General features: G+C 35.1%; 23 protein-coding genes and 1 pseudogene. 16 read left to right on the top strand and 8 right to left on the bottom strand.

The annotated features are described in order from the left end of the window. Positions 1 to 30: 30 nt before the first annotated feature. The 4 genes from ACIPKN_RS03785 to ACIPKN_RS03770 all read left to right on the top strand — a co-directional run bounded on the left by ACIPKN_RS03785 (position 31) and on the right by ACIPKN_RS03770 (position 1,789). Positions 31 to 816 carry a lipid II flippase Amj family protein gene (locus ACIPKN_RS03785; protein ID WP_400934044.1) on the top strand — a complete coding sequence of 262 codons (786 nt, stop codon included), beginning with the start codon at positions 31 to 33 and terminating at the stop codon, positions 814 to 816. Positions 817 to 937: 121 nt separating this feature from the next. Then, complete coding sequence (locus ACIPKN_RS03780) at positions 938 to 1,297, top strand: hypothetical protein (RefSeq protein ID WP_400933530.1); 360 nt, start codon at positions 938 to 940, stop codon at positions 1,295 to 1,297. 252 nt (positions 1,298 to 1,549) lie between these two features. Continuing rightward, positions 1,550 to 1,657 carry a His/Gly/Thr/Pro-type tRNA ligase C-terminal domain-containing protein gene (locus tag ACIPKN_RS03775; RefSeq protein ID WP_400933528.1) on the top strand — a complete coding sequence of 36 codons (108 nt, stop codon included), beginning with the start codon at positions 1,550 to 1,552 and terminating at the stop codon, positions 1,655 to 1,657. Positions 1,658 to 1,660: 3 nt separating this feature from the next. Next, complete coding sequence (locus tag ACIPKN_RS03770; protein WP_400933526.1) at positions 1,661 to 1,789, top strand: hypothetical protein; 129 nt, start codon at positions 1,661 to 1,663, stop codon at positions 1,787 to 1,789. Between the two features lie 181 nt (positions 1,790 to 1,970). On the opposite strand, the gene ACIPKN_RS03765 is transcribed toward ACIPKN_RS03770, so the two are convergent. Next, complete coding sequence (locus ACIPKN_RS03765) at positions 1,971 to 2,435, bottom strand: hypothetical protein (protein ID WP_400933524.1); 465 nt, start codon at positions 2,433 to 2,435, stop codon at positions 1,971 to 1,973. Between the two features lie 132 nt (positions 2,436 to 2,567). Continuing rightward, positions 2,568 to 2,708 (bottom strand): aspartyl-phosphate phosphatase Spo0E family protein, encoded by a 141-nt coding sequence (locus ACIPKN_RS03760; RefSeq protein WP_198516187.1) that lies wholly within the window; start codon positions 2,706 to 2,708, stop codon positions 2,568 to 2,570. 554 nt (positions 2,709 to 3,262) lie between these two features. On the opposite strand from ACIPKN_RS03760, the gene ACIPKN_RS03755 reads away from it, so the two are divergent. Both ACIPKN_RS03755 and ACIPKN_RS03750 read left to right on the top strand, forming a co-directional pair. After that, a complete protein-coding gene (locus ACIPKN_RS03755; protein ID WP_400933522.1) occupies positions 3,263 to 3,892 on the top strand; it encodes a hypothetical protein in 630 nt (209 codons plus the stop codon). An 11-nt stretch (positions 3,893 to 3,903) separates the two neighbouring features. Further along, positions 3,904 to 4,438: pseudogene (locus ACIPKN_RS03750) on the top strand (histidine phosphatase family protein). Between the two features lie 122 nt (positions 4,439 to 4,560). Here ACIPKN_RS03750 and ACIPKN_RS03745 read toward each other — a convergent pair. Together ACIPKN_RS03745 and ACIPKN_RS03740 are read right to left on the bottom strand one after the other, a co-directional pair. Continuing rightward, positions 4,561 to 5,115: a GNAT family N-acetyltransferase gene (locus ACIPKN_RS03745; RefSeq protein WP_274067843.1), complete on the bottom strand. Its 555-nt coding sequence runs from the start codon at positions 5,113 to 5,115 to the stop codon at positions 4,561 to 4,563. A gap of 500 nt (positions 5,116 to 5,615) precedes the next feature. After that, on the bottom strand, positions 5,616 to 5,921 hold the full coding sequence (locus ACIPKN_RS03740) for a hypothetical protein (protein ID WP_400933519.1): 306 nt from the start codon (positions 5,919 to 5,921) through the stop codon (positions 5,616 to 5,618). 179 nt (positions 5,922 to 6,100) lie between these two features. On the opposite strand from ACIPKN_RS03740, the gene ACIPKN_RS03735 reads away from it, so the two are divergent. Both ACIPKN_RS03735 and ACIPKN_RS03730 read left to right on the top strand, forming a co-directional pair. After that, positions 6,101 to 6,595 carry a GNAT family N-acetyltransferase gene (locus ACIPKN_RS03735; protein WP_400933517.1) on the top strand — a complete coding sequence of 165 codons (495 nt, stop codon included), beginning with the start codon at positions 6,101 to 6,103 and terminating at the stop codon, positions 6,593 to 6,595. A gap of 78 nt (positions 6,596 to 6,673) precedes the next feature. Then, the gene (locus tag ACIPKN_RS03730) at positions 6,674 to 7,093 is read left to right on the top strand and encodes a GNAT family N-acetyltransferase (protein WP_400933515.1); all 420 of its coding nucleotides are present in this window, start codon (positions 6,674 to 6,676) and stop codon (positions 7,091 to 7,093) included. 54 nt (positions 7,094 to 7,147) lie between these two features. Here the strand turns inward: ACIPKN_RS03730 and ACIPKN_RS03725 are convergent, their stop codons facing one another. Then, a complete protein-coding gene (locus tag ACIPKN_RS03725; protein WP_400933513.1) occupies positions 7,148 to 7,885 on the bottom strand; it encodes a class I SAM-dependent methyltransferase in 738 nt (245 codons plus the stop codon). 331 nt (positions 7,886 to 8,216) lie between these two features. On the opposite strand from ACIPKN_RS03725, the gene ccsB reads away from it, so the two are divergent. Beyond that, positions 8,217 to 9,386, top strand: a complete 1,170-nt coding sequence (gene ccsB, locus ACIPKN_RS03720; protein ID WP_400933511.1) for a c-type cytochrome biogenesis protein CcsB — start codon at positions 8,217 to 8,219, stop codon at positions 9,384 to 9,386. Between the two features lie 480 nt (positions 9,387 to 9,866). Here ccsB and ACIPKN_RS03715 read toward each other — a convergent pair whose 3' ends face one another. The 3 genes from ACIPKN_RS03715 to ACIPKN_RS03705 form a co-directional block, all read right to left on the bottom strand. Beyond that, on the bottom strand, positions 9,867 to 10,067 hold the full coding sequence (locus ACIPKN_RS03715; protein ID WP_053592785.1) for a cold-shock protein: 201 nt from the start codon (positions 10,065 to 10,067) through the stop codon (positions 9,867 to 9,869). A 218-nt stretch (positions 10,068 to 10,285) separates the two neighbouring features. After that, positions 10,286 to 10,912, bottom strand: coding sequence for a response regulator transcription factor (locus ACIPKN_RS03710; protein WP_142507965.1), 627 nt, complete (start codon positions 10,910 to 10,912; stop codon positions 10,286 to 10,288). Beyond that, positions 10,905 to 13,097, bottom strand: a complete 2,193-nt coding sequence (locus tag ACIPKN_RS03705; protein WP_400933507.1) for a sensor histidine kinase — start codon at positions 13,095 to 13,097, stop codon at positions 10,905 to 10,907. The genes ACIPKN_RS03710 and ACIPKN_RS03705 overlap by 8 nt, the downstream gene beginning before the upstream one ends. Before the next feature lie 208 nt (positions 13,098 to 13,305). On the opposite strand from ACIPKN_RS03705, the gene ACIPKN_RS03700 reads away from it, so the two are divergent. From ACIPKN_RS03700 to aspA, 7 genes are all read left to right on the top strand, one after another. Further along, a complete protein-coding gene (locus ACIPKN_RS03700; RefSeq protein WP_400933505.1) occupies positions 13,306 to 14,226 on the top strand; it encodes a hypothetical protein in 921 nt (306 codons plus the stop codon). A gap of 73 nt (positions 14,227 to 14,299) precedes the next feature. Then, on the top strand, positions 14,300 to 15,277 hold the full coding sequence (locus ACIPKN_RS03695; RefSeq protein ID WP_323657365.1) for a thymidylate synthase: 978 nt from the start codon (positions 14,300 to 14,302) through the stop codon (positions 15,275 to 15,277). Positions 15,278 to 15,904: 627 nt separating this feature from the next. Beyond that, entirely contained in the window at positions 15,905 to 16,105 is a 201-nt protein-coding gene (locus ACIPKN_RS03690; RefSeq protein WP_142507969.1) for a hypothetical protein, read from the top strand. 45 nt (positions 16,106 to 16,150) lie between these two features. Beyond that, positions 16,151 to 16,357, top strand: a complete 207-nt coding sequence (locus tag ACIPKN_RS03685; protein WP_400933502.1) for a thymidylate synthase — start codon at positions 16,151 to 16,153, stop codon at positions 16,355 to 16,357. Between the two features lie 113 nt (positions 16,358 to 16,470). Continuing rightward, complete coding sequence (locus tag ACIPKN_RS03680) at positions 16,471 to 16,881, top strand: Rrf2 family transcriptional regulator (RefSeq protein WP_142507971.1); 411 nt, start codon at positions 16,471 to 16,473, stop codon at positions 16,879 to 16,881. 76 nt (positions 16,882 to 16,957) lie between these two features. After that, positions 16,958 to 17,587, top strand: a complete 630-nt coding sequence (locus tag ACIPKN_RS03675; protein ID WP_400933499.1) for an NAD(P)-dependent oxidoreductase — start codon at positions 16,958 to 16,960, stop codon at positions 17,585 to 17,587. Between the two features lie 380 nt (positions 17,588 to 17,967). Continuing rightward, positions 17,968 to 19,386, top strand: coding sequence for an aspartate ammonia-lyase (gene aspA, locus ACIPKN_RS03670; RefSeq protein WP_400933497.1), 1,419 nt, complete (start codon positions 17,968 to 17,970; stop codon positions 19,384 to 19,386). Positions 19,387 to 19,622 lie beyond the last annotated feature (236 nt).

The raw sequence follows: 19,622 nt of genomic DNA, 5'->3' as shown, positions 1-19,622 counted from the left end.
GTTTTGGATATTTTGACAGATAAATTAATAATGATTGGTTTGTTTATTCTCATCATTCACTCGATAGAAACACTTGCGTATGCAGTACGATTATCGGGTGCACGTGTAAAATTATTAGCCTCTGCATTATCATTGTTCAATGTCATGGTCATGTTTTCAAGGCTAGCAAACATGATGCAGCAACCTTTTACCGGAAGTCTGACTGACACAGCACCAAAGGAAAACACATTGGCATTTGTGGAACAGCAATTCCGTATGCTTATTGGCGCCGCTTCATTAGGTACATTGGTAGGTATTCTACTATTGCCAACATTTGTAGCGATATTTTCAAGGGCTATTATACATTTGTCTGAGGAAAGAGGCTCCATTCCAGCATTATTCAAAAAGGGTTTTAGCATTGACTATATCAAACGGGGAATAAAACATATTCATATGCCAAGCTTTTCATACTTAAAAGGTATTAGTTGGCGTGATATTCCCCTTAAATTATTTATTATTAATGTCGTAATTACGGCCATCTATACAATTGGCGTCCTATCTGCACTTTACGCCGCTTTATTAGTTCCTGAAAGATCGAATACTGCTGTCATGTCATCAGGACTTATTAATGGTGTAGCGACGATGTTACTAATCATATTTATTGACCCTAAGATTTCCATTTTGGCAGATGATGTGATCAATCAAAGAGGCAGCTACTTAAGTCTTAAACGAGCATCTGTAATGATGATGGCATCAAGACTGCTAGGCACATTTTTGGCACAGCTATTATTTCTACCAGGAGCAAAATATATTGCTTGGTTTACACAATTCATGTAAGGGGGATATACATTGATGATAATTATTCAAGCCGAATAACAGCTTTTTCTAAAAATTAAGAAGGATAGATCGAAGTTGATATTAATAGGATAACTTTCAAAGAAAGGAAAATCGATATTTAATGAAAAAATTATGCTTCCTAATTTTAATAATGTTTGTGTTAGTTGCTTGTAGTACGAATCAACAACAAGAGATCCATTACATAGCGAAAAGTGAGCACTGGAAGGCCGTATATCATAGTAATACTGCCGAGGGCTTACAACTTTTCTATCTTGGGGAAGAGGGAGATTTAGGTGGTTTAGAAATAACGATAGAAGGGTCTAAAGAATCACAAAATTATATTGACTACCAGGTAAATAAGGATAAACAGTTAATTTTAAAGAAAAAAGAAAGTGCAAAAATATTTAAAAAGGATGCTGCCCCAACCATTCACATTAAATGGCAGTCTCACAATGAGACTTTAGAAGTACGAAGTGGATGAAAACTTAGTATAGAGAATGAGGGGATGGCAATAAGATGAGCTCTTTGATACATACCTTCGCTTGAACACAGACAGTGCTCATCGTTGCAATTTTCCTACTAAAAGTAGAATATGCAGCAAGTACATAGTTGGGTGTAGCATCATAATTAATGCACAAAAAGAATATTAATTGAGCATTTTGGCAGCGTAGCTTGCACCTCAACAAGTAAAAGTAATTAAGGTTGCAGATACACATCAAGAATGATTTACAAAATGAACAAAAAAATCCGTATAAGTATTGACGATCGACAAGAAAAGCTTGGTAAAAAAATTCGTGAAGCTCAAATGAAAAAAATATCTATTTTAGTGCTTGGTGATTAAGAAATGGATCGTCAACATGTCACTGTTCGTAAATATGGTCAGCAAGCATTAATTGAAAAGCCATTGCAACAGTTTATAGAGAAAATAAAGCGAGAAATACAGCAAAAAGCATTATCTTATAAAGGGTATTAAACAATTTAGCTCACCTTTAGAGGGAAGTCATAACCCTCTAAAGGCGAGCTAAAAAAATGAAATAAATGTTGTGATATTTATTTTTGTAAAATTTACTTAAAAATGTAGATTTTTTCTTAGATTTTGCTACTATTAATCAATTTTCAAGCATACAATAAATTAAACAACAAACGAAATAGATTTAATTGGCGCTGTTCTTTTGATAATTACTTTCTCCTAAAAGGATAGTTTGTGTCTCAGCGTCAATGACCAGGTATTTATGATAAGTCTCCTGATTATTTTGCTTAAAGGATGCTAAAAAATATACTTGTCGATTGGGATGAATAAAAGTATGTTGAGAGAGGTCTATTTTTTTACGTATAAAATTTGTTTTTAGATGAAATGTTTCTTCAGCCTTCGGTACGTCCTTAAAGGCTATTTTTTGACGAATGTTTAAGGTAGCATCGTTATATTCCTCATAGATTGTCCTGTTTAAATGATGGTAAAAATCATTCTTAGTACGAAATGTCTGATATTGATTATTAGGATATTTATAAGATGTAGTTCCAGAAGGTTTGCAAAGAATCGGTGCTGAATTTTCTACTGAATCTTGAGGCTGCTGTAGTAAAAAGCTTGAAACGACCAATGATAAAAAAAACATCTGCATTTTTCGGCCTCCTTTTTCCTGTCATAAAGAAGATATCCCATTTTTATGTTATTTATACGTATCTTTACAACAGCAATGGAATTGGTGTGTTTTTTAAACCGGAACCTACTATACAGATCATCGGAAATAGTTTTAGCTAGCTTTATTGATCGCTTTTGAATATTTATTTAGTAGGACATCTAATTCTTGACTACAATCTACCACGCTAGGGTGGGTAAAACCTAAATCCATCGCCTTTTTATACATATCTTTCCTTTTGTTTTCAATCTCCATCTTCAAGAATTGTTTAAACGATATCTTAACCAAAATCTTTTCCCCCTATAATTTTTTCTTCATATTCTTGAAATACATTGACCTCGATTCAACTTTTTCATTGTATCTCACCTAAAACGAAAAATATGTCACATTGTGTATAGGTTGAGAAATTCGTAATTTAGTCATAGAAAAATATATTCATAATTATATAGTTGAAAAATAAGAAATTCCAACAACAGGTATTTTAGTCTACACTAATTGCCTTTTATTGTATTAATTATATATTTTGTTACCTATTATATTAGAATATTAGCGTTTTTTTTGGCCGTATTCAAGAATAGGCAAAGGTTGAAATTTAATAGATTTGCTCCTTTTTTACTATTAAAAACTATGTCGATATCTATTGAAATTTTAATGCATTTCGTATCTTGTCACAATTTATCAAATAAACTTCTTTGTTGTTTGTTATTGAGGAGATTTCATGTTGGTTAATAATGTTGAGAATTTTCGAAATAAATGGAATGATGGGTGAATAGAGTTTGCATAATTGCTATGATAGGGGGAGGTTTATAGTGTTGAAGTTAAGATTGCCATTATTTAGCATTATGATCGTTACTAATTTAATGTTATTAGCATGTTCAGAAGAGAAAACAAAAGCAGGAGAATCTTCAGAATCAACAGTGGTTACTAACCATTCGGTTCAACACGTGGAAGAATCAAAACAAACGCTTCCAACTATCGATAAGCATTATGATTTTACATATTTAGAGAAATTGCCGGAGGAAAAAAGAGCTTTATATGAAGACTTCTTGAAGAAAGGAAATATTAATAGTCTAAAGACTTTTACACCAGAGGAAATCGTGTTAATTATGATGAATTTAATATTTGAGCATAATTTCGATAAACTCTATGCAATTACCTACAATAACAATGAGCTACCAGATAAAGATACCTTTATAGCAGAGTATATAGATTATTTTTTAGATGAAGATATTCAAAATTATTTAATGTACAGATACTACGATAGTATTTCTTTGAATAAAGATTCTAGCACTGAAAGTATAGCAATTGTTCAATTAGAGATAATTTTTGGAAGCTCGCACTACGGCAAGACATATGCCTTATTAAGAGAGGATGGTATGTGGAAGGTTGACCTATACAATTATATAAAAGAAAAGAAGGCAAAATCTGAAGAAAAATAGAAGGAACTATAATGACTGTACTATATTTTGTTAGACACGCGCGTTCTCACTATAACGCTGATGAGGTCAATCGCCCGCTTTCTAGTAAAGGGTTTGAGGATAGGGATCGTGTTACTAGATTATTTGAAAAACATATTCATCGATATATTCAAGTCCATATAAAAGAGCCATTCAGACGTGGAGGGCATCGCACAAAAACATAAATTACAGATAAAAAAAACGATTGATTCCTATAAAGAAAGAATATTATCATTTGACGCTGCCATTCATCAAGTATGGAGACATCCGAATTTCGCATTTGAAGGTGGAGAATCCAATGAAATTGCAAAGTAACGAGCTATTACCACTTTGCAAAAAATTATACTTACACATCCAAATGACAATATAGTGATTGGTACACATGGCAATATAATAGTCTTAATGATGCAATATTTGGATGTGCATTATGATCACGCATTTTAGAAAAAACTTTCAATGCCTGATGTGTATCAACTAACATTTCAGCATTTCGTGTTAAGTGATGTTCAAAGAATTTGGGAAGAATAGAAGAAGGGGTTGTCTTCTGACAGCCCCTTGGTTCATTTTATCGAGAAATATCCTTAATTTACCGAAAACTTTATATGATTTATCGAGAAAGCGAAGTATTTCCAACAACTGGGGAAAATTGCTTATCCTATTTGATTCCAATCTTCTCGTAATAGACCAAATAAAACTACATCATGAAATTGACCGAAGCGGAAAATCTCATTGCGTAGAGAACCTTCTTTTGTAAAGCCACATTTTTCATAGGAACGAATAGCGCCTTTATTAAAGCTGAAAACTTGAAGCTTAATTTTATTAATGGAAATATAATTAAAAATAAAATGAATAAGCGTTTTCATGGCATCGGTTCCAAGCCCTTTGCCGTGCCATTGTTCGCCAATTGAGATACCTACAAAGCAAGTACTATTTTTCCAGTTGATTCCATAGACGCCACAGGAGCCGATAAGCTCATTTGACGACTTTTCGAATATACCGAAAATAAACTCCTCTTTTTTTCCACTAATACTTTGAAAGAATGAAGCATGATCCTCAAAGGTGTTTGGAAAGGGAATATCGTCATTGGCAAGTAACAACGTATTTTTTTCACTTTCGATTTTTACAAATGCCTCCAAGTCGGAAGAAGTCATTTGCTGTAAAGTAATAGATTGTCCTGTAAGAAATTCATTAAAATAATTTTCCATTTGTTTTCTCCCTTGTTCAAGGGCTGCAGTTAGAGGTTACATCCCTTGGGTTATTTGGTGTATAAACAAAACATCTACTGCAATCTCTGCGCTCATATGCCCAACTCCTTTAGTTTAGATATCATTATAGTAGCATTTTTGGTAATTAGTAGAAACAATTGTTTTTAAATGCTTATCTCCATAATGTGGAGTTGATTTCCGCTCCAACTGGGCGCTTTGTAGCTGACGCTGCGCTTTCGCACAGAAAAAAATTGTTGCTGACGCTACGTTAGCACTACACTTTCACACAGAAAACATTTGCTTCGCTACAGGGTCTCATCTGTGACATCTAACACTGCCTCATATACATAAATCGAAGGAAGTACTATGGATTTCTTTAGTAGTTCTTCTTTAATATTTAAAATATACTTTCGACTCTCTATTGTTAAGAAGTCGTTCATTAACGATATTAAATCCCTTGATAGAGAACCTTTTCGTGTTTATATCAATATTCCAAATTTCTAATGGGGCATGTTTTGTATTTTAAAATAGTAACCATGAGATGGTGTTTCTAAATAATTACAATACTTTAATTCTAAAACCTTCGGATTGCCAGTTAAGTCCGCTAATATCGACATGGCTTCCGCTGCATTCGGACAAACAAAAAATGTTTCGATATCGATATCTTGATCCACTAGTAAATCATACACTGTAGCACCGACAACATAAGCTTGACCAATTGTATTCCATTTTTCTAGTAGTTCTAATTCTTCGAGAATGAGCATGGCAGTTTCTTTCCGCTTTGAAGCTCTCTCTAATAATTCCAAAATTTACATATACTCCACAATAAAATTGTAAATCATGTTAGAATACATTATATTTGTAATTTATTTAAAGTAAACTCTGCCAAGAACAATTTAAAACAGTACTAAGGGCGTATTTTTGATCCATAAGGGAAGATTAATGAGATAGATTACTAGGATTAAAGATGAAAAGGAGAGCTTTGATGAGATTAAAATTTTATGAAGAAAAAGATGATCATTTAATTGAACGATATACGATTACAGAGGAGCAGCTTCGCTATACGATGTCTCCGAAAGAGAGCATTGAACTAGTGAAGCAGGATAAAAATCGTCATGCCGTTCTTGTATTAGATGAAGACAGGCTCGTAACATTCTTTGTATTGCATGAACATGAGGGTGTCAAGCCATATTCCTCTAACGAACAGGCGGTTTTAATCCGTGCCTTTTCGACAGACTTTTATGAACAAGGGAAAGGCTATGCGAAAGCAGCATTACAACTTTTGCCGGACTTTGTTTTGACGCATTTTCCTTATATCAATGAGCTTGTGTTAGGGGTTAATTTGCCGAATACTGCTGCACAGTCACTTTATAAAAAGTGCGGATTTGTCGATGAAGGAAGGCTGGCAAAAGGGTTTAGGGCTGAGATTAAAGTGATGAGTTATTACTTAAGTAAAAATATTAGAGAAACGCTTGAATAGAAATGCTGTACTTGTAAGAGGAAGGAATCTACTTAATATTAAAAAATTTCTCGTCTAAAAAAGAAATGAGGTGGCAGAATGAAAAACTTGCTGGAAGCACGTATAGAGCATTTCGATGAAATATGTGCAATTGATCAAGAAGTAATTGGAGATTTTTCGCGAAGGGACTATTTGCGTACAGCTATTAACGAAAAACGATGTATCATTCAACAAACTGAAAAAGGTATTGCGGGTTTTCTCATTTTTACAAATGATTTTTTTGACAATAGCTTCATCTCATTAGTTATTATCAAACCAACTGAGAGAAGAAAGGGCATTGCCACAACATTATTAAATTTTTATGTAGAAATGGCGGCCACTCCAAAAATCTTTTCTTCTACTAACCAATCAAATACTAGTATGCATAAGGTATTTGAAATGGCGGGATTTATAAAAAGTGGGTATATTGAAAATTTAGATGATGGTGACCCAGAAATTATTTTTGTGAAATTTAAGTAAAGCATAGACAAAGGCAAGTCTCGCAGTAGAGTTACGGCTACGAGACTTGAAAAGTTATTTTCTTGCTCTTATTAATAAAAAGGAAGGTTTACGATGCTCATTTTCTAAGGAAGGCAGTTTTTCAACAGCCTCTAAATTAGGAATCGGCTCTAGCATTTTTTCTATCGTCAAGTTATGTTCGATCAATGTATTGATGATTGTAGAAATGCTACGGTGATATTTAACAACACCATCCACAAGCCATGTCCGCTCACGCAAACCTTCATCATGGTAATTATCAATTGTGTAATGGCTCCTATTGCCGCTGTCATCATAAAGCCAATTATCCTCCGTTGTTTTACGAGCAGTAACAATCGGATGCTCTACAGAAAAAATAAAATTGCTACCAGGACGAAGCATTTTAGCGATTTTACCAATGACTGCACTAAAATCCTTTATATAATGTAAGGAAAGAGAGCTTGTTATACAATCAAAGCTGTCAGGAGCTGCCTGATAATCTTCTATCGCTCGCAAATAATAGTCTATATGCGGATGAGCATGTTCACATTGAGCGATTGCCAGCATATTTTCTGAAACATCAATAGCTGTTACATGCTGTGCGTTATTTTCTATACAATAGTATGCAAATTGTCCCATTCCACAGCCAATATCAAGTATTTGTAAATTAGTTAAATTAGGAAGTAAGGATTTTAACGCTGGTTGTTCAAGCAAGTTATTGTAGTTATAGGGTGCTTGACGGAGCTTTTTATATTGATGGAAAAATTCCGGATGGTCATATATATTTTGTTTCATGGTATACCTCCATTTGTCTCACATAACGTTATGTAACATTTGCGCATATTTATTGTCACATATTAACCTAAAAAGAAATAGACTATTATTTCAATTTTTAGTAAGATGTAGGTAGAATGGTGCCAACTTTTGTAATTCCCCATCTATCGGATTGTATAGATGGTTTTTTGATATGAGGACGTCTTTTCTGATGTTTTACGCCACAAAATTGTAACAATTCCGAAAAGTAATGTTATTTAAAGGGGAATGATGGCACTTATTTTAATGAATCACGTTTTTTTATTGGGAGTAATTATGCGGTTTCCCAAAAAATACATTGGAGGATGTTGCATTGAGTAAAGAATCATTATTAAGTTTAAGTAGTAATTCATTGTTCGTGGCATTTATTTTACTACTGATCGCTATTATACCGATTGGACTTGCCGTGAAATCAAAAGGAAAGATGTTTGGGAAAGTCGGGCTTTTACTTACATATATTGCTTTTGCTTTACAACTAGTGTATTTCATATTAAGGTGGATTGCTGTTGATCATGCACCTGTAAGTAATATGTATGAGTTTATGACGTTCTTTGGTATCATGCTAACTGGTAGCTATTTAATCATTCATTTTTTATATAAGCAAATTGTTGTAGGTTTGTTTACCATCCCTGTGTCATTAATTATTCTCGGTTATGGAAGCGTTTTTACAAAAACGGTTTCACCACTTGTTCCATCACTGCAAAGCAATTGGTTAACGATTCATGTTATGACAGTTGCATTTTCAAGTGCTATTTTATCGATTTCGTTCGCAACCGGTATTATTTATTTATTAAGAACATTAGATGTTTCTAAATTCTCGCTAAGTACACTATTCTTAGAAATTGTTCTGTATTATTTAGTTGTTGTGATTGGCTTTATAGTTGTTGCCACATATTTTGACATAGCGGTAGATAAAGTCGAGGTTCAATTTGAAAATAAGCTAGATAAGGTGGAAACAGCCGTTTATACGATGACACCGTTAATTGTCAATAAAGATGCAGTAACAACTAGTGGGGATCAGGTCGGCCTTTTACAGATTACAAATAAGATAGATGCGAAGAAATTAAATTCAATCGTATGGGCATTTATCGTCGGTACAATTTTATATGCAGTAATTTTCCTCATTACGAGAAAACCGTTAATTGTTTTATTAAAGCCATTAACAAATCGTGTACAACCAACATTAATGGATGAAATTACATATCGAGCTGTTGTGATAGGTTTTCCATTGTTTGCTTTAGGTGGACTTTTGTTTGCCATGATTTGGGCACAAATTGCCTGGAGTAGGTATTGGGGCTGGGACCCTAAAGAAGTGTGGGCACTTATTACATTTTTATTTTATGCAGCGTTCCTTCATTTCCGTCTTTCCAAAGGGTGGGAAGGGGAAAGGACAGCTTGGTTAGCGATTATTGGCTTTGGCATTATCGTGTTTAATCAAGTATTTGTAAATTTAGTCATTGCAGGTTTACATTCTTACGCGTAAGGATGTTGTAAATGGAATGTAGTGAACATGTTGAATGGGCTAATGTTCTGTATTTCTCATGAAATGCAAGTAAATTATTAAGCATTGTGAGTCTCACAGGGTGGGAAGGTCAATATTTCGAAATGATCGCATTACTTGTACATGGAGTTGGTTTTGTTGTAGCAACTATTGTGCTATATTAGCTTCATTTAAGTGGATAGCGCATTGTCGATTGGTCTAATGGGCAACAATTTTGTGGCTACCCTATACAGCGCTATTCACTTTTATCTTTGTTAGTGTATATCCGATTACTTATCAGGGAGATATGCCTGCACCCGTACAAAGACTAATTCTTTCTGCAGTGCTCTTGTTTTATCCGTTTTATATTGGAACGTTGACTATTTCAAAATGTGAAGCTGTACAAATAAAATAACCGTAAAAAAGAGACATCCATAATTTGGATGTCTCTTGAATTTTGCACTGTTTATTCTAAAGCTGAAATTAAAGCTTTACAACATTAGTTGCTTGTGGTCCGCGGTTACCTTCTTCTACGCCAAATTCTACTTTTTGGCCTTCTTCTAAAGTTTTAAAGCCATCTGATTGAATGGCAGAGAAGTGTACGAATACATCATTTCCACCTTCTACTTCGATAAAGCCAAAACCTTTTTCCGCGTTAAACCATTTTACTGTACCTTGTGTCATGTGAACAACCTCCCAAAAAAATTAAACAATCATATTGCTTCGATCGCTTGAAAAAAATCACGTATTCAAAAGCTCGTATTACTTTTGAATACGTGATTTTAACGGTTAAGATGAAGTAATGTAATTATTGTTTTTATTATATAACAGTACCAGATATTTATCCAGTATATTCCGCTTTTTGTAAGAAAAAATTTACATTAAATCTATTTTCAACATAATTAGTTGATCCATGCCTTCTCTTTAGCGACAATGACTGCCTCAGCGCGTGATTCTACGTTTAGTTTGACAAAAAGTTTGGATAAATAGTTTTCAACGGTGCGCTGCGTGACCCCAATGGCTGAAGCAATTGCTTTATTCGTACAACCTTGTGCGACAAGCTGTAATATTTCTTGCTCCTTGTCGCTTAGTAAAATCTCTTGCTGCGTATTTGGCAAATTGATGCGCTGCTGTACAAAATCTAAAAAATCAGCCGCTAGCAGGATCTCGCCTCTTAGTGCGGCTTCAATGGTTTGAATAACTTGCTGTTTCGTGGCAAGCTTTGATAATAATCCATCGACCTTTTTTTCAATAAGTAATTCGTAATAATCGGAAAGCTCATAGCCTGTGTAGAGTATAATGAGTGCTTCTGGTTGCTTTTTCTTAATCATTTCCGAAAGCTGGATACCGTTGACTGGCTTCATATTTATATCGATTAAAAATAATCGAAAAGCTTGAGCGTCCATTCTAGACAGAACAGCGGCACTATCCTGCTCTGTGTCTATTTGGACATTTGTTAAATCCTGTAATAATGTTTTTGTACCATCTAAAACGACAGGATGGTCATCTACAATAAGAATATCAATCATATGATTCCACGTCCTCTTGTATTTGAATAAAAATTTGCATTCCTTCATTATGACTGGAGGTTATCGTGATGTCGCCATTAAAAGCACGAACTCGTTCTCGAATCCCGTTCATGCCCATTGAAGCGGAAGATTGCATTAAATCTTCAATATCACAGCCAATACCATTATCTTCGTATTGTAGGATAAAGCCGCAATTGATCACTTGTAGTTTTAGTGATACTTCAGTTGCCTCGGCATGCTTAATCGCATTATTTAAAAGCTCCTGCACAAGTCGATAGACGACTAAATGTAAGGTTGCATCCTGAAATTGGACGCGTTCTATTTGGGCGTTTAATAAAAAATCGGCACGTATTTTTACCTTTTGAATCAGTTTTTTTAAGGCGATTTGAAGCCCAAATGTATCCAGTAATGGAGGGCTTAGATTCTCACAATACTCACGTAAATCCTTCGATGCATTTAGCAATTGCTCTCGAATATCTAATACCTTGTCTTTTTTGATAATAGGCGAACTAGCAATTACATCTAACTCTCTTCCTAAATGAAGTTGTTCCTGTAATATAGTGTCATGTAATTCTTGCGCTAAAATACTTTTTTCCTTTTCAATGATATTCCATAATAATTTATCGAGCCAAGGAAGCTGGGTATCATTGCTATCCTTCATAAGCCTTATTTCACTTATTAAATCTTCAATGAGCTTTAAATTATCAATAAACATTGAAACATAGAGCGCAAGTAATTCTAACCAAAGAAGCTCTTCTTTTTGTAATGCATGTCGAATGATTAACATGATTTTCTCTTCACCTGAATCATGTAATAACAGGTGCGTCATGTTATTCACTATGTTGACTTCACCGCGAGAGATGGGCACATCTTCCGTTAGTGTTGTAATCGTAAAAGCTGTAGTACCAAGCTTTTCTGTTATCTCATATTTGAATTGCTCCAATAATTCTTGCTGATCTTTTGCCTTACCCATACGATTTACGGCAGCATATAAATTATGTACATAATTACCAGTAGATGAAAAAATAATCTTTCGATACTTAAAATCAAGCTGCTCCTTTATATAAAAGCTAGCAATGATAACGAGGAATATAAGGATAAAGACGCTCGTAATTTGAATAATCGATAATGTATCTATAACCAATATGGTAATGCCTGTAGTTAAGATTAATGCACTAAAAAAAGCAAGTGTTGAATAATAGCGCAAACGAGATAATTGATATTCAATATCGAATAATCGTTCGTTCACTTGAATGAAAATAAAAGAAAAAGGAATAAACAATAAAAATAATGCAGCTACCTCAGCATGTAAAATAGGGTTTTGACCTAAAATTTCGGGTATAACGAAAAATAATAAAAATGGCAAAAAAGGCGTGATAAATGCAATGGTGATCAGACGGATTTTTGCCAGTTTAGTTCGTAAATAACTCGTTAGTAAAATATAGATGGCATAAAGAACAAGAACAGCAAATATCGCTAAATAAATTAATGCTGTTATTACCCGAAAATCAGAATTAATCCTCATTATGAAATTACAGCAAGGTATAAATAGTAGTAATAAATAAAGCCATTTGGTATTGAGGTACAGCCATTCTAGATGTAGGTATCGGAAGTAAAATTGTAAAAAGTGAATAAAAAGTAATATGCATAATACGATACCAATACTTATTACTGCTTCTCCAATTAAATTTCCTCTACTCGATGCCCCGCAACTTATATAGGTCAAAGAACAAGTTAATAAAAATAATGTTAGTAGACTAGTTAGTTGATTATCTTTATTTCTTTGCCATAAATAGATGGCAACACCTAAAGATAGGACAAAATAAAACAGCGGAAAAATAATTTGCAAATAAAATTCTTCCGGATTATCTTTATGCTTAACTTTAACCGAATGAAAATCACCATTAGTCTTCATAAACGTTAGTTCCTTAGCACTTCTAACGATAGAATCGAGTTGGATTGAACGAACATTTTCTGCAGGAATGCCATCAATTGTCAGTAACATATCGCCTTTTTCAATGTTATTTTGCTGTGCCCATGTTGAGTAATAGAACTCAGTTATGACTGGTTTTTGGCTAGTTGTGTCCACTGAAATACCAAGTAAAGGGATTCGCATTGCCACTACGAGCACATAAATACCTAGGAGTAGGTAGGTTATGAAAATACTATATATCCATTTACTCATCGTTTTCTCTCAATTATTTGCATGATAATATTACCCCATTTCCATCTTAATTACCTATTTATTATCCATAATTTTTGGTAATTTTGGAATACCGAAATAAGGTGTTTCGGAAAACCACTATTGCTTTTTCGGAAAAACGAAATAGTTTTTTCGGTGTAGCCTATGATAGTGTAAATCTAGCATATGTGACGAAAAGGAGGAGCGTTGCATGAAAAAGAAAGGATTGCCACTAATCCTTTTTTTTCTAGTCGGCATAATGTCGTACCCGATGACAATAATCGCTAAGGACTTTGAGAATGATGCGGTGAAAGTTGATGTTTGCATTATTGGGGGTGACAATCGTTTTGTCTATAAGATTCCTAAGCATTTACATAAAGATACGCCGTATGCTGAGATGAAGAATAATATTGAATCTTCCTTAGAAAGTCATTGGAAGATCGGGGATGCTCGTTATGAAGCTCACCAGACAGATGTTACGTATACTTTTTCCATTAAAGATTTAATTAATGAAAAACAAAATGGGCAAATGAAGGTAGCGATACCATATACTTTTTTAGTAGGGATGTTTGGTGAAAATGATGCTATTCAATTACGCATTTTGGTAAGCAAATTAATCGACTGGGAAGCCAACTCAAAGGATTGGGCAACGCTCGGCTTTGTGGAACCGCCCACTAATTTTAGTAAGCAGGAATATGTTTATGAGGGAGCGGTCAACAACCTACTACAGCAGCGGGTCGGACATTTTAATGGCACGGTTATGAAAGGGCAAATGGTTCTACATAGTGTTATTTATTTTAGCTTTATTATTGCACAGCTTTTCGCCTGTATATTTTTATCAAGACGTTTAAAAAAGAAAATTATAGAAGATCCAGAAAACATGCATCAGTTCCGAAAGCTTAACTATATGTACCAAATCATTCCGTTATTGATTATCGGTGTGCAAATTGTATTTCTAGTCATATCCGGGTTACTGACTGCTTTTAGTGTCTATTTTACCCCAGGGATGGATCTTTTACTGATTATCGTTCCGATTTTATTTAATATTATTTTGTTACCAACGTTTTTTTTCACAATTGAGAGTGAAATCTCAAAAGAGCTAGAAAACAATTTCTTTGGCTCAGATATGTAAATATTGTTTTTATTTTTGGACGTCCTAGATGTTATAATGGTCAACAGCATACATGAAGGAGCTGTTGATTAACATGGCGCATCCAGAAATCGCGTACTTAAATTTACTACAACATATATTAGAGAGTGGCGTTAAAAGGGAAGATCGAACAGGTACTGGTACATATAGTGTATTTGGCTATCAAATGCGATTTGATTTAAGCGAGGGCTTTCCTCTTTTAACGACTAAACGTGTACCATTTAAACTTGTAGCAAGTGAACTACTTTGGTTCATTAAAGGGGACACAAATATTCGTTATTTACTGCAAAATAATAATCATATTTGGGATGAATGGGCTTTTAAAAAATGGGTTGAGTCCGATGAATATTCAGGTCCTGATATGACAGACTTTGGTCGTCGTTGCTTAGTGGACGAGTCTTTCAATGCTGACTACAAAAAAGAGTTAGCTTCATTTTGTGAGCGTATTTTAACAGACGATGAATTTGCACGTAAATACGGAGAGCTAGGTAATGTTTATGGCAAGCAATGGCGTAATTGGACAACATCAACGGGGGAAAGAATCGATCAATTACAAGATGTAATCGATCAAATCAAACACAATCCAGATTCACGACGCATTATTGTCAATGCATGGAATCCAGAAGATGTTATCAATGCAGGAGCAAAAGGTAGTAAAGCTGCATTACCTCCTTGTCACGTGATGTTCCAATTTTATGTCGCAAATGGAAAATTAAGCTGTCAGCTAATGCAAAGAAGCCTTGATACATTATTAGGCTGTCCATTTAATATTGCCTCATATGCATTACTGACACATTTAATTGCACATGAATGTGGTTTAGAAGTTGGCGAATTTATTCATAGCATTGGGGATGCTCATATATATTTAAATCACGTGGAGCAAGTAAAAGAACAGCTTTCGCGCGAGCCTAAGGACCTACCAACCTTAAAAATTAATCCAAATAAAACGTCAATCTTTGACATAGAACTCGAAGATCTTTCTATTGAGGGCTATGATCCACACCCGACAATTAAAGCTCCAATTGCCGTTTAAACTGAAGCAGCAGCCGTTTTGGTTGCTGTTTTTTTAAAACAAACTAACGACGAAGCGTTCGAGTAGAATAGATGGGGCAACGGAAGAACTGGCGGAGTGAGGAATAGTAGCCAGAGCGAAGGGGAAGTAGAGGCAAAGTGACGGGAAAAACCAGCCGAGTGACGGAAAGCAGAGGCAAAGTGACGGGAAGAGATCAGAGTGACGGATAGCGGAGGCGAAGTGATGGATAGAGATTAGAGTGACGGAAAGAACTGGCCGAGCGACGGAAAGAGATTAGAGCGTCGAATAGAAAGTGCAATGTGATAGATAGAAGAGTTGAAGTCGTGGATAGAACCAACAGAATCGTGGATAGAAGGGCCGAAGTCGTGGAAAGAACCGTTCAAGCGTTGAAAGCAGAGGCCAAGCGACGGATAGAGATCAGAATGACGGAAAGAACCACCCAATCGACAGATAGAACCAACAAATCGCAGGATACTACCGCCAAAAGAGAGATACTTAATTTATTTTAAAGCTAAATCCCTAAGCACTTTATATGAAGGATATTTAAATTCATGAAAATTTTACCGATATAAGTTTTAATCTGGAAGTCCTAATAAAAATTTAGAGGTGAATGATGTGAGGAGATCGTTGATTTTTCAAATAGACGGAAAAGGGTGTGAGCAGCGTTTAAGGACGAAATTGCTGACCAATACTCCTCAACAACAAGAGGAATTTATTCATCAACATGAGCTACCACACATCTCTACAAAATTAACACAGGAGCAAATACATAAAATGATGCAAGTCGTTGAGGAAATTCGCCTGAAACGTTATAAAGAAAGACTATAAATGTAAGCGCCTTCTAAGCTATAATAGCTGAGGAGGTGTTTTATTATGAACGTGATCTTTGTAGATTCGGTTTTAGGTACAGAGCTTTTGCAAATGGTGTCACATGATGTGGCAGGCATATTGGCTGCGGCACAAGGAGAAAGTGTGACGTTTCCAGTTGGCCATTTTAAGTATGATTTTCATAACTTAGACTTTTATGAGGAAGATGGAGAAAAACGACAAGAATTAGTTATTTACGTAAAGCAATTATAATTATCGTATAATACTCTGATAACGGTAAAAAATAAATACAGGTGCAAATAGAGCAATTTGCTTGTTTTTATTTAATCCTGTAACTATAATAGTTACAACAGGTGGTGATACATATGGTGAACAGTCGATATTCGGTAGCGATCCATATACTTTCGCTCATTGCAACAACATCTGATAATAGCCAGCTGACGTCTGATTTCATCGCAGGTAGTGTAAATACAAATCCAGTTGTCGTGCGACGAATGATCGGGGTGCTTAAAAAAGCAGGCTTGCTTTCGTCACAACCAGGAATTGCAGGCTATGATCTATTAGTGGAGCCAAAAGATTTAACGCTATTAGCCATTTACCATGCGATTGATGGACCAGAGCAGCTTTTTGCGATTCATGATGAGCCAAATCCAGCATGTGCGGTTGGTCGAAAAATCCAACGGACATTGGAGGGTGTTTATACATCTGTTTGGCATGCAATGGAAGAACAACTACAAGCACAAACTTTACAGGATGTGCTAGATCAACTTCGTTAAAATCAACGAAGTCGGTCTTTTGTATCTAACCTGTAACTTAAATAGTTACAAATGAAAAATAGGAGGAATTATAAGTATGAAAATAGCAGTAATTGGTGCAACAGGGAAAGCAGGACAAAAAATTGTAGAGGAGGCACTACAACGTGGTCATGATGTCACTGCGATTGTTCGTTCAGCTTCGAAAATAACAGCAAATATGCCAGTAATTGAAAAGGATGTATTTGAATTAGCTCAAGAAGATGTGAAAGGCTTTGACGTAGTCGTAAATGCATTTGGAGCTCCTTTTGGTCAGGAGGAATTACATGTGAAAACTGGCCGTCATTTAATTGATATTTTCACTGGTATTCATACAAAATTATTTGTTGTCGGTGGTGCGGGTAGTCTTTTTGTAGACCCAGAAAAAACTGTTCGAGTAATGGATACACCAGATTTTCCAGAAATGTTTTATGCGACAGCTAAAAACCAAGGTGAAAATCTACGTGACTTACAACAATCAACTATTACTTGGACATTTTTAAGCCCATCTGCTTTCTTTGATCCAGAAGGTCCACGTACAGGTAGCTATACAACTGGAGAAGATCATTTATTAGTAAATGCTGCTGGTGAAAGTTATGTTAGTTATGCAGATTATGCCGTTGCGGTATTAGATGAAATTGAAAATCCGAAGCATGTTAACAGCCGTTTTACAGTTTCTTCTAATCAATAAGAATTAACTGAAGTAATAACTTTTTATTTAATGAGAAATGTATAGCAGATGGAGTATTTCTTAAAACTTTATTAACAGCTATAAATGAAACATGTATTATAATTAAGCGTGTTTGGGCGCAATTTTCAAGCGAGTTGACTAGTTTGGTTCAACTCGCTTGAGATCTTTACTTAGTCTGTTCGAATGATGTCTACAACGTACTGTTCAATTGCTTAATCTCTTCATCAAATCTTCTTTTATAAGCTGTATTTACTGGTCATTAATGTTAATAGTAGCGCTTAGTTTGTGAAATTTTCATTTTCCAGACAAATGACTGTTTACATTACTGCATTAATTAGCTACTATCAAGTGTGAGTATTACATAAAAGGAGACGACAATTATGTCCACACAACGTATAGAAAAAGACTTTTTAGGTGAACGTGCATTACCAAGCAATGCTTATTACGGGATTCAAACGCTTCGTGCTACTGAAAACTTCCCGATTACAGGATATACAATTCACCCTGCTCTTATTAAAGCAATGGGTATTGTAAAAAAAGCAGCTGCTTTGAGTAATATGGAAGTACACCTACTTTCAACAGAAATCGGAGATGCAATTGTCGAGGCTGCACAAGAAGTTATTGATGGCGAATGGGATGCTGAATTTATCGTTGACCCAATCCAAGGTGGAGCTGGCACTTCTATTAATATGAATGCCAACGAGGTTATTGCTAACCGTGCCTTAGAGATTTTGGGCAAAGAAAAAGGGGACTATAAATCAATTAGCCCAAACAGCCATGTTAATATGTCACAATCAACAAACGATGCTTTCCCAACAGCTATTCATATTGCTGTGTTGAATTTGATAGATGAACTACTTCTTACAATGGAAAACATGCAAGCAGTGTTCCACCAAAAAGCGGAGCAATTCGCGCATGTTATTAAAATGGGTCGTACGCATTTACAAGACGCTGTACCGATTCGATTAGGACAAGAATTTGAAGCATATTGCCGTGTTATCACTCGTGATATTGTGCGTATTCGTCAAACTCGCCCAAATTTATATGATGTAAATATGGGAGCAACAGCTGTTGGTACAGGATTAAATGCATTCCCTGACTATATTCAATCAGTTGATGTACATCTTGCTGAAATTTCAGGATTGCCGCTTAAAGGCGCTACACACCTTGTGGATGCAACACAAAATACAGATGCTTATACAGAAGTATCAGGCGCATTAAAAATCTGTATGATTAATATATCGAAAATCGCGAATGACCTTCGTTTAATGGCATCTGGTCCACGTGCGGGGCTAGGGGAAATCATTTTACCAGCTCGTCAACCTGGATCTTCTATTATGCCAGGGAAAGTAAATCCTGTTATGCCAGAGGTTCTTAACCAAGTGGCATTCCAAGTAATTGGTAATGACCATACTATTTCTTTAGCATCTGAAGCAGGGCAATTAGAATTAAACGTTATGGAGCCTGTGCTTGTCTTTAACTTAATTCAATCTATTAGCATTATGAATAATGTGTTCCGAGCATTTACACAAAATTGCTTGAAGGATATTGAAGCAAACGAAGACCGTATGAAAGAATATGTGGAAAAAAGCGTTGGTGTGTTAACAGCAGTAAACCCGCATATTGGCTATGAGGTAGCTGCACGAATTGCGCGTGAAGCAATTTTATCTGGTCGTTCAATTCGTGAACTTTGCATTGAAGAAGGCGTACTAACGAAAGAACAATTAGATTTAATTCTGGATCCTTATGAGATGACACATCCTGGTATTGCCGGATCAAGTATGATGAAATTAAAATAATTTATTATGAAAGCACTTTGTCTAAAGCAAAGTGCTTTTATGTTTTAAAAAACTAATATTTGAAGGAGTCATACTTTTAGATCATACGTTGAGTAACTACTGTTTTTAGATGCTGCGAAAGAACTTTCTCTTTTCTATATCATTATCTTACAAAAGTTGGTCTTTTTTCTATGAATTTCAGTAGAATTAAACTATAATAACTACGTTGGAATAATATTATAGTTGGAGGAATTTAG

The sequence above is a fragment of the Lysinibacillus sp. NPDC086135 genome (assembly GCF_044746345.1).
GTDB lineage: Bacteria > Bacillota > Bacilli > Bacillales_A > Planococcaceae > Lysinibacillus.
Note: the sequence above shows the minus strand (reverse complement) of the source record. Positions and strands in the feature narration are given on the sequence as shown.

Excerpts from the sequence above, each read along its gene's own strand:
- ACIPKN_RS03785 (WP_400934044.1), top strand. The coding sequence starts at position 31 with ATGATTGGTTTGTTTATTCTCATCATTCACTCGATAGAAACACTTGCG.
- ACIPKN_RS03780 (WP_400933530.1), top strand. The coding sequence starts at position 938 with ATGAAAAAATTATGCTTCCTAATTTTAATAATGTTTGTGTTAGTTGCT.
- ACIPKN_RS03775 (WP_400933528.1), top strand. The coding sequence starts at position 1,550 with ATGAACAAAAAAATCCGTATAAGTATTGACGATCGACAAGAAAAGCTT.
- ACIPKN_RS03770 (WP_400933526.1), top strand. The coding sequence starts at position 1,661 with ATGGATCGTCAACATGTCACTGTTCGTAAATATGGTCAGCAAGCATTA.
- ACIPKN_RS03765 (WP_400933524.1), bottom strand. The coding sequence starts at position 2,435 with ATGCAGATGTTTTTTTTATCATTGGTCGTTTCAAGCTTTTTACTACAG.
- ACIPKN_RS03760 (WP_198516187.1), bottom strand. The coding sequence starts at position 2,708 with ATGGAGATTGAAAACAAAAGGAAAGATATGTATAAAAAGGCGATGGAT.
- ACIPKN_RS03745 (WP_274067843.1), bottom strand. The coding sequence starts at position 5,115 with ATGGAAAATTATTTTAATGAATTTCTTACAGGACAATCTATTACTTTA.
- ACIPKN_RS03735 (WP_400933517.1), top strand. The coding sequence starts at position 6,101 with ATGAGATTAAAATTTTATGAAGAAAAAGATGATCATTTAATTGAACGA.
- ACIPKN_RS03730 (WP_400933515.1), top strand. The coding sequence starts at position 6,674 with ATGAAAAACTTGCTGGAAGCACGTATAGAGCATTTCGATGAAATATGT.
- ACIPKN_RS03725 (WP_400933513.1), bottom strand. The coding sequence starts at position 7,885 with ATGAAACAAAATATATATGACCATCCGGAATTTTTCCATCAATATAAA.
- ACIPKN_RS03715 (WP_053592785.1), bottom strand. The coding sequence starts at position 10,067 with ATGACACAAGGTACAGTAAAATGGTTTAACGCGGAAAAAGGTTTTGGC.
- ACIPKN_RS03710 (WP_142507965.1), bottom strand. The coding sequence starts at position 10,912 with ATGATTGATATTCTTATTGTAGATGACCATCCTGTCGTTTTAGATGGT.
- ACIPKN_RS03705 (WP_400933507.1), bottom strand. The coding sequence starts at position 13,097 with ATGAGTAAATGGATATATAGTATTTTCATAACCTACCTACTCCTAGGT.
- ACIPKN_RS03700 (WP_400933505.1), top strand. The coding sequence starts at position 13,306 with ATGAAAAAGAAAGGATTGCCACTAATCCTTTTTTTTCTAGTCGGCATA.
- ACIPKN_RS03695 (WP_323657365.1), top strand. The coding sequence starts at position 14,300 with ATGGCGCATCCAGAAATCGCGTACTTAAATTTACTACAACATATATTA.
- ACIPKN_RS03685 (WP_400933502.1), top strand. The coding sequence starts at position 16,151 with ATGAACGTGATCTTTGTAGATTCGGTTTTAGGTACAGAGCTTTTGCAA.
- ACIPKN_RS03680 (WP_142507971.1), top strand. The coding sequence starts at position 16,471 with ATGGTGAACAGTCGATATTCGGTAGCGATCCATATACTTTCGCTCATT.
- ACIPKN_RS03675 (WP_400933499.1), top strand. The coding sequence starts at position 16,958 with ATGAAAATAGCAGTAATTGGTGCAACAGGGAAAGCAGGACAAAAAATT.
- aspA (WP_400933497.1), top strand. The coding sequence starts at position 17,968 with ATGTCCACACAACGTATAGAAAAAGACTTTTTAGGTGAACGTGCATTA.